The organism is Leisingera sp. G5_S3_59_S7 (assembly GCF_054968485.1).
This window is the reverse complement of the sequence record NZ_JBQKUH010000054.1, coordinates 22037-29350: the sequence shown is the minus strand read 5'-3', so window position 1 is coordinate 29350 and position 7314 is coordinate 22037. Positions and strand designations below refer to the sequence as shown.

At 63.8% G+C, this 7314-nt stretch carries 8 protein-coding genes; 4 read left to right on the top strand and 4 right to left on the bottom strand.

Annotation, left to right across the window (positions count from 1 at the left end; genetic code table 11):
- Window positions 1–1102, bottom strand: a 1102-nt coding sequence (locus ACTRWG_RS18555; protein WP_462829766.1) for a DEAD/DEAH box helicase, incomplete at its 3' end; no start/stop codon positions are given.
- 350 nt (window positions 1103–1452) lie between these two features.
- Here ACTRWG_RS18555 and ACTRWG_RS18550 point away from each other — a divergent pair.
- From ACTRWG_RS18550 to ACTRWG_RS18535, 4 genes are all read left to right on the top strand, one after another.
- Entirely contained in the window at window positions 1453–1866 is a 414-nt protein-coding gene (locus tag ACTRWG_RS18550) for a Fur family transcriptional regulator (RefSeq protein WP_027237326.1), read from the top strand.
- A gap of 245 nt (window positions 1867–2111) precedes the next feature.
- Complete coding sequence (locus ACTRWG_RS18545) at window positions 2112–3005, top strand: DMT family transporter (RefSeq protein ID WP_027237327.1); 894 nt, start codon at window positions 2112–2114, stop codon at window positions 3003–3005.
- Between the two features lie 174 nt (window positions 3006–3179).
- The gene (gene eno / locus ACTRWG_RS18540; RefSeq protein WP_027237328.1) at window positions 3180–4454 is read left to right on the top strand and encodes a phosphopyruvate hydratase; all 1275 of its coding nucleotides are present in this window, start codon (window positions 3180–3182) and stop codon (window positions 4452–4454) included.
- 240 nt (window positions 4455–4694) lie between these two features.
- Window positions 4695–4859 carry a hypothetical protein gene (locus tag ACTRWG_RS18535; protein WP_167332330.1) on the top strand — a complete coding sequence of 55 codons (165 nt, stop codon included), beginning with the start codon at window positions 4695–4697 and terminating at the stop codon, window positions 4857–4859.
- A gap of 449 nt (window positions 4860–5308) precedes the next feature.
- On the opposite strand, the gene ACTRWG_RS18530 is transcribed toward ACTRWG_RS18535, so the two are convergent.
- The 3 genes from ACTRWG_RS18530 to ACTRWG_RS18520 all read right to left on the bottom strand — a co-directional run bounded on the left by ACTRWG_RS18530 (window position 5309) and on the right by ACTRWG_RS18520 (window position 7148).
- On the bottom strand, window positions 5309–5584 hold the full coding sequence (locus tag ACTRWG_RS18530; RefSeq protein ID WP_027237329.1) for a glycine zipper 2TM domain-containing protein: 276 nt from the start codon (window positions 5582–5584) through the stop codon (window positions 5309–5311).
- A gap of 176 nt (window positions 5585–5760) precedes the next feature.
- The gene (locus ACTRWG_RS18525; RefSeq protein ID WP_027237330.1) at window positions 5761–6210 is read right to left on the bottom strand and encodes a GNAT family N-acetyltransferase; all 450 of its coding nucleotides are present in this window, start codon (window positions 6208–6210) and stop codon (window positions 5761–5763) included.
- Window positions 6207–7148 carry a nucleoside hydrolase gene (locus ACTRWG_RS18520; RefSeq protein WP_027237331.1) on the bottom strand — a complete coding sequence of 314 codons (942 nt, stop codon included), beginning with the start codon at window positions 7146–7148 and terminating at the stop codon, window positions 6207–6209. The genes ACTRWG_RS18525 and ACTRWG_RS18520 overlap by 4 nt, the downstream gene beginning before the upstream one ends.
- Window positions 7149–7314: the final 166 nt, after the last annotated feature.

The following is a 7314-nucleotide window of genomic DNA, read 5'->3' as shown; positions in this document are numbered from 1 at the left end:
TGGTGATCTTCATCACCTTCTGGATCGCCTTCAGCTCGTCCATCTCATCCGGCGAGCAGAACGCGATGGCGGCGCCATCTTTGCCTGCGCGCGCGGTGCGGCCGATGCGGTGCACATAGGCGTCGGGCACATTGGGCAGCTCGTAGTTGTAGACGTGCTTGACGTCCGGGATATCCAGGCCGCGGGCGGCCACATCGGTGGCAACCAGCACCTTGATATCGCCCGATTTAAACGCGGCGAGGGCGCGCTCACGCTGGCCCTGGGATTTGTTGCCGTGGATGGCGGCGGCGGCAAAGCCTGCCTTGTCCAGCACCTTCATCAGCTTTTCCATGCCGTATTTGGTGCGGCCGAAGACCAGCGCGCGCTCGTCCTTGTGGTCTGCCAGCAGTTCCTTCAGCAGGCTCAGCTTTTCGGCCTTGGCGATGAAGTGCACCGACTGGGTGACCTTGTCGGCAGCCTTGCCCGGGGGCGAAACCTCGATCCGGACCGGGCTTTGCAGGTAGGAGTTGGCGATCTCGTTCATCTGCTTGGGCATGGTGGCCGAGAACAGCATGGTCTGGCGCTCGGTCGGCAGCAGCGCCGCGATCTTGCGCAGGGTGTGGATGAAGCCGAGGTCCAGCATCTGGTCGGCCTCGTCCAGCACCAGGAAGTCGCAGGACCCAAGGTCCAGCGCGCCGCGGTCGAGGATGTCGATCAGGCGGCCCGGGGTGGCGACCAGGATGTCAGTGCCCTTGGCAATGCGAGCGATCTGCGGGTTGATGGAGACGCCGCCGACCACCAGGCCGACCTTCATCGGCGTGTTTTCGGTCAGGCCCTTCAGGGTATCGGCGATCTGATTGGCCAGCTCACGGGTGGGGGCCAGCACCAGGCCGCGCACGGTGTTGGCGGCGGGCTTGCGGCCGTATTGCATCATCTGTGCGATCAGCGGCACGCCGAAGGCCGCGGTTTTGCCGGTGCCGGTCTGCGCCAGCCCCAGCACGTCCTTGCCGTTCAAGGCATGCGGAATGGCGCGCGCCTGGATCGGTGTGGGATCGTTCAGGCCCATGTCCTGGAGACGGGCGAGGAGCTTTTCAGGAAGCCCCATGGTCGAAAATTCAGTCACGTATCGTCCTTTCACGGCCCTGCACGCAGCACGGGCCGGATCCGCTGTTGCACAGCGGTGTCTTGCGGGGCAGGGACCTCGGGCGCGCGCTGGCCGGATGCCAGGCCGCTGGCCTCTGCAATCCCCACGCGTGATTTTGGGAATGGCGGCATATCACTAGACCCCGGGTGTTCTGTCACGCACATGCGGTGCGGCCGGTCTTGGTCTCTGCTCACGCGGCAGGGAGGGATGCCTGAAAGCCAAATGGCTGTGGATAAGCCTTTTGTCAACTGCTGATGCAAATGAAAAGCCGGTTTTCGGCGCAGTTTGCATCCGTTAAAGAGGAAGCCCAGAAAACCGTGAGGACGGATATGCGAAAGACGATTATCGCCCGCTGCGAGGCCAAGGGGCTGCGCATGACCGGCCAGCGCCGGGTGATTGCCCAGGTGCTGCAGGACAGCGATGATCACCCGGACGTTGAGGAGCTGTATGCCCGGGCCAGCGCGATGGACGCAGGCATTTCGATCGCCACCGTCTACCGCACCGTGAAGCTGTTCGAGGAGGCGGGCATTCTGGAACGGCTGGAGTTCGGCGACGGCCGCGCGCGGTACGAGGACGCCGAGCGCGAGCATCACGACCACCTGATCGACATGAACACCGGCGAGGTGATCGAGTTCTGCGACCCGGAGATCGAGGAGCTGCAGGAGCGGATCGCCCGCAAGCTGGGCTATGAGCTGCGCGGCCACAAGCTGGAGCTTTACGGGGTGCCGCGCAAGGCGGATTGAGCCGGCGCAGCCGTATTCCGGCATGGAAAACGGCCAGGAAAGCGCGTGTTTTCCGGGCCGGGATTCCGGGAAAATTCCGGGTGCGCTTGCGGCTGGCAGAGCGCCGTGTATCACGAAGATTGATATATAGGCTCACGTCCTTTCATGGGCCGGCGTCGGAAACGGAGTTGTCCGGGACCAAGTGCTGATGTCATTTGCCCGGATGGTCTGGCCTGCTGCCGGTCCGCAAAACGGGACGTGCGAACATGAACAACCTGCAAGGCATTCTGCTGGTCATTGCCTCAATGGCTTTCTTCACGCTTGAGGACATGTTCATCAAGCAGCTGTCGGGCACATTGCCGGTCGGGCAGATCCTGATCTGCCTGGGTATCGGCAGCGGGCTGGTCTTTGCGGTGATGGCGCGGATGCAAGGGCACAACCTGTTTGCGCCGCGCTGCTGGCGGCTGCGGCCCGTGTTGCGGGCATCGACTGAGGCGGTGTCGGCGATGGGGTTTGCCTCGGCGCTGGCGCTGGTCGATATTTCAGTGGTGGCGGCGGTTTTTCAGGCAACGCCGCTGGTGATCACCATGGGCGCGGCGCTCTTTCTGGGGGAGCAGGTGGGCTGGCGGCGCTGGCTGGCGATCTGCGTGGGCTTTGCCGGCGTCTTGCTGATCATCCGGCCGGGGCTGGACAGTTTCGAACCGGCGGCCCTGCTGGTTGTGATCGCGGTGCTGGGCGTTGCCGCGCGGGATCTGATGACGCGGGTGATGGACAGTGCGGTGCCGTCCACCGTTGTCAGCTTTCAGGCGTTCCTGTCGGTCATTCCGGCCGGGCTGCTGCTGCTGGCCTTCACCCCTGGCGAGGCGCAGGTGATGGCGCAGAATGAATACCTGATGATGGCAGGCGGAGTGCTTTTCGGGGTGCTGGGCTATTACGGGATCGTCACCGCGATGCGGGTGGGGGATGCCTCGGCGGTGACGCCGTTCCGCTATACCCGGCTGCTGTTTTCGATCCTGGCGGGCGTTCTGGTCTTTGGCGAGCGGCCCGATGCGCTGACGCTGACGGGGGCTGCGCTGATTATCGGCTCGGGGCTTTACACCTTTGTGCGCGAGCAGCGGCTGGCGCGGCGGGCGCGCCGCGCAGCAGCGGCTGCGGCCTGACGTCCCGGCTGGCAGAAATCCTCCGCCCTGTTGGCGCAAACAGCGTTTTGTTAGCCCTAACCTGCCGGATTTAGGCGTGTTAGCGATAACGATCATGGTTTACATTTCCGCCGCGGCTGGTATGACGCTGGCAGCAAAACGCGCCGCTTTCAGGCACCACACAAGGATGGACAGATGAGCACCATTATCGACATTCACGCCCGTGAGATCCTCGACAGCCGGGGCAACCCGACGGTTGAGGTCGACGTGATCCTGGAAGACGGCACCATGGGCCGTGCCGCCGTGCCCTCGGGTGCTTCGACCGGCGCCTATGAGGCGGTGGAGAAGCGCGACGGCGACAAGTCCCGTTACATGGGCAAGGGCGTGCTGGAAGCGGTTGCCGCTGTGAACGGCGAGATCGCTGAAGAGCTGGTCGGCTTTGACGCGACTGAGCAGGTTGCGGTTGACCAGGCGATGATCGAGCTGGACGGCACCGAGAACAAGGGCCGGCTGGGCGCCAACGCGATCCTGGGCGTGTCGATGGCGGTGGCCAAGGCAGCGGCGGATTTCACCACCCAGCCGCTTTACCGCTATATCGGCGGTACCTCGGCGCGGGTTCTGCCGGTGCCGATGATGAACATCATCAACGGCGGCGAACATGCCGACAACCCGATCGACATTCAGGAATTCATGATCATGCCGGTGGCTGCGGACAACATCCGCGAAGCGGTGCGCATGGGCTCTGAGGTGTTCCACACCCTGAAGAAAGAGCTGTCGGCGGCGGGCCTGTCGACCGGGATCGGCGATGAGGGCGGCTTTGCCCCGAACATCGCCTCTACCCGGGAAGCGCTGGATTTTGTTCTGAAATCCATCGAAAAGGCGGGCTACAAGCCGGGCGAGGAAATCTACCTGGCGCTCGATTGCGCGGCCACCGAATACTATAAGGACGGCAAATACGTTCTGTCCGGTGAAGGCAAGACCCTGTCGTCCGAGGAGAACGTTGCCTATCTGGCGGCGCTGGTGAACGACTACCCGATCATCTCGATCGAGGACGGCATGTCCGAGGATGACTGGGACGGCTGGAAGGCGCTGACCCAGGAGATCGGCGACAAGGTGCAGCTGGTGGGTGACGACCTGTTCGTGACCAACCCGGCGCGTCTGGCCGAGGGCATTGAGCGCGGCTGCGCCAACTCGATGCTGGTGAAGGTGAACCAGATCGGCTCCCTGACTGAGACGCTGAAGGCGGTCGATATGGCGCACCGCGCGCGGTACACCAACGTGATGTCGCACCGCTCGGGCGAGACTGAGGACGCGACCATCGCCGATCTGGCGGTGGCCACCAACTGCGGTCAGATCAAGACCGGCTCGCTGGCGCGCTCCGACCGGCTCGCGAAGTACAACCAGCTGATCCGGATCGAGGAAATGCTGGGCGAAGTGGCTGAATACGCGGGCCGTTCGATCCTTAAGTAAAAAAGCGCCACATTTGGACGCCGAAAAGCGCCCCGAACCTTTGTTCGGGGCATTTTTTGTGGCAGCCGAACGTGTCTGCTGAAGGTCTTCCACAGCGGTGGCTCCGGCTTCCCTCAAGCAGCGCCGCATCGCAGGCAGCGGGCCGGGCAAAACCATGGCCGGGCCTTAACACGCATCAAGGCCCGAGGTGCCGGAAACGGGCATTCTGTACCCGCATCACCATGAACGCAGGAGCCTGGAATGACCCCCGTCCGCCTTATTATGCTTGCCCTTATGTCTCTGCCGCTGCTGCTTGCAGCCTGTAACGAGCCCGGTACCTATCCCGTCAGCGGTGAGGAGTGCGGGCCCGATGATCCGGTGCTGGAGCTTGATGCAAGCGATTGCCCGGCGGGCGCGGCGGTCTGAGCTGACTTCGCCGCTGTCCGGTCGGCGCCGGGGCCAACGGCCGGACGGCCGGGGAAGGCGGCGATCCGTGGAAATCATGCTTTCGTCCAGATTTTATCTTCCGGAAGTTGCATGTGTGGCCCGGATCACAGACGCTCACGCAGGCGTTACGTTATGGTGATCCTACGCGGTGCGAAGGCGTCGCGGGAAAGGGGATCAGGCCATGAAGACGCGAATTCTGCGCACGGTGGCAATCTGTGCAATTCTTTCAGGGCTTTTGGGGTGCAGCGGGCCGGGGACCTATCCGTTCAGCGGGCAGACCGCCTCAGCGGACGATCCTGTCAAGCGGCTGAACCTTGGCGCGGAACTGCGCTGATACCGGGAATTCTTATACCGGGAATGCGGCCTGACGTCAGGCCGCGTCCTGAGATCTGGCGCCCTGGCGGGGGAGGGCGCCAGATCAAATTATCTTAACACGGGGCAGTGTAATAGGTGCCGTCGCCACGGGAGTAGGCGCACTGCTGGGTCTGGTTGTTTTGCGCAACCAGAGTGCCGGCCGCAGCGCCGCCGAGGGCCGCGATCAGGCGCCAGTCGTCGTCGGCCTTGAGCGCATCAGCAGCGATCAGACCGGCGGCGGCGCCGCCTGCCACTCCGGCAACGGTGCGCTGTTCCGGGGTCAGGTTGGTGCAGGCGCCCAGGCCCAGTACGGCGCTGCTTGCGAGAGCAGGGATCCAGCGGAAAGTCATATTCTTCCTCCATTTTCTTTGGTCCGGACGGCCGGCTTCAGGGCCGCGGATGGCACTATAACTCCGGCCGCTTCCAGATGGTTCCGCTTTGTTGTGTCATTTTCCGGCTGCGGCGCTGTTCCGCCCGTGCCGTTTCCCGCGGCGGCGAGCTTCCGCCGCGGGGCCGGCTGTGAGCGCTACAGGCTTTTGGTCATCAGAATGTAATTCTTGCGCGGCTGGAACCGGGTGCGCAGATAAAGCCGCTGGGCGGTCTCGTTGTCCCGGTCGACCTCCAGGTGCAGTGCGCGCACGCCTGCCTCGGCCAGCGATTTCGGCAGTTCGGTCAGCACTTCGGTGGCGACGCCGCGGCCGCGCACGGCGGGGCGGATGTACAGCTCATCGACAAACCCGTCCATGCCGCCGAACTCCACCGACCAGCCGAAGGTGATCACGATATAGCCAATCGGCGCGCGGGTGGGTCCGATCAGGTAGACGGCGCCATAGGGGTGGCCGTTCAGCAGCGGTTCGATCCCGGCGCGGCGGTGCTCGTCGCTGCTCTCCAGGCCGGATTCGGTGTGAAAGGCGGCGACCAGCGCCAGCACGGTGTCCAGGTGTTCGGGCTTGGCGAGATGCAGGGCGGCGCTCATAGGAGGGCGAGCCTTTCGGTCAGAAGTTTGAAGAAGCCGTCCGCATCGGCATCACCGATGAACAGGGCGTTGGGTTTGCGGTCCGTGACACCCCACCAGTCTGCGACGGTCATGCCAAGAGTGAGCGCGGAGGCGGTTTCGATTTCCACATTCACATGGCGGCCGGAGAAGAGTTCAGGCTTGAGCAGCCAGGCGATGACGCAGGGATCATGCAGCGGGCCGCCTCCAGAGCCGTATTTCGCAACATCGAAGCGCTCGAAGAAGTCGAGCATTTCGGCGGTGAAATGGCCGACGCGGGTACCGAGGGCGCGGATCGCCTCGACGCGGGGCTTGGTGGCCAGCACCTTATGCGTCACATCGAGCGGCATCACGGTGATCGGCGCGCCGGATCTGAACACGATTTCAGCGGCTTCCGGGTCGGCGTAGATGTTGAATTCCGCTGCCGGGGTGATGTTGCCCACCTCGAAATAGGCGCCGCCCATCATCACGAGTTCCTGCACCCGTTCTATGATGTCGGGCGCGGTATTGAAGGCGGCGGCGATATTGGTGAGCGGACCCAGGGTGCACAGTGTGACAGTTCCCGAAGGCTCGCTGCGCAGGGTCTCGATAATGAAGTCGACGCCGTGGCCTTCGGCCAGCGGCATTTGCGGCTCCCACAGTTCGGGCCCGTCGAGGCCGGTCTGGCCGTGCACATGCTCAGCGGTAATCAGCGGCCGGGCGAGCGGCGCCCTGCTGCCGGCATAGACCGGCACGTCCGTTTTGCCTGCCGCCTCGCAGGTGATGCGGGCGTTTTTGCTGGTGAGCGGCAGCGGCACGTTGCCCGCGACGCAGGTGATGCCGAGCAGGTCCAGCTGGTCCGGGCTGGCCAGCGCCAGCAAAATGGCCACGGCATCATCCTGGCCCGGGTCGGTGTCGATGATGATTTTCCTGGCGCTCATTGCGGTCTCCGTAAGTCGTGAGCCACGAGACTACGCGCAGTCCGGCCGGGATTGAACCGCCGACTGGCGGGGCAGTGCGAAATTCCGGAGATTTTCTGTGATAGAAATTCGCGGCCTGCCCGGCAGGCCGCGGGAGATTGAGTATTTGGAGAAAGATGAAGCAGAA

Excerpts from the sequence above, each read along its gene's own strand:
- ACTRWG_RS18530 (WP_027237329.1), bottom strand. The coding sequence starts at position 5,584 with ATGACTTTCCGCTGGATCCCTGCTCTCGCAAGCAGCGCCGTACTGGGC.
- ACTRWG_RS18545 (WP_027237327.1), top strand. The coding sequence starts at position 2,112 with ATGAACAACCTGCAAGGCATTCTGCTGGTCATTGCCTCAATGGCTTTC.
- ACTRWG_RS18550 (WP_027237326.1), top strand. The coding sequence starts at position 1,453 with ATGCGAAAGACGATTATCGCCCGCTGCGAGGCCAAGGGGCTGCGCATG.
- ACTRWG_RS18535 (WP_167332330.1), top strand. The coding sequence starts at position 4,695 with ATGACCCCCGTCCGCCTTATTATGCTTGCCCTTATGTCTCTGCCGCTG.
- eno (WP_027237328.1), top strand. The coding sequence starts at position 3,180 with ATGAGCACCATTATCGACATTCACGCCCGTGAGATCCTCGACAGCCGG.
- ACTRWG_RS18520 (WP_027237331.1), bottom strand. The coding sequence starts at position 7,148 with ATGAGCGCCAGGAAAATCATCATCGACACCGACCCGGGCCAGGATGAT.
- ACTRWG_RS18525 (WP_027237330.1), bottom strand. The coding sequence starts at position 6,210 with ATGAGCGCCGCCCTGCATCTCGCCAAGCCCGAACACCTGGACACCGTG.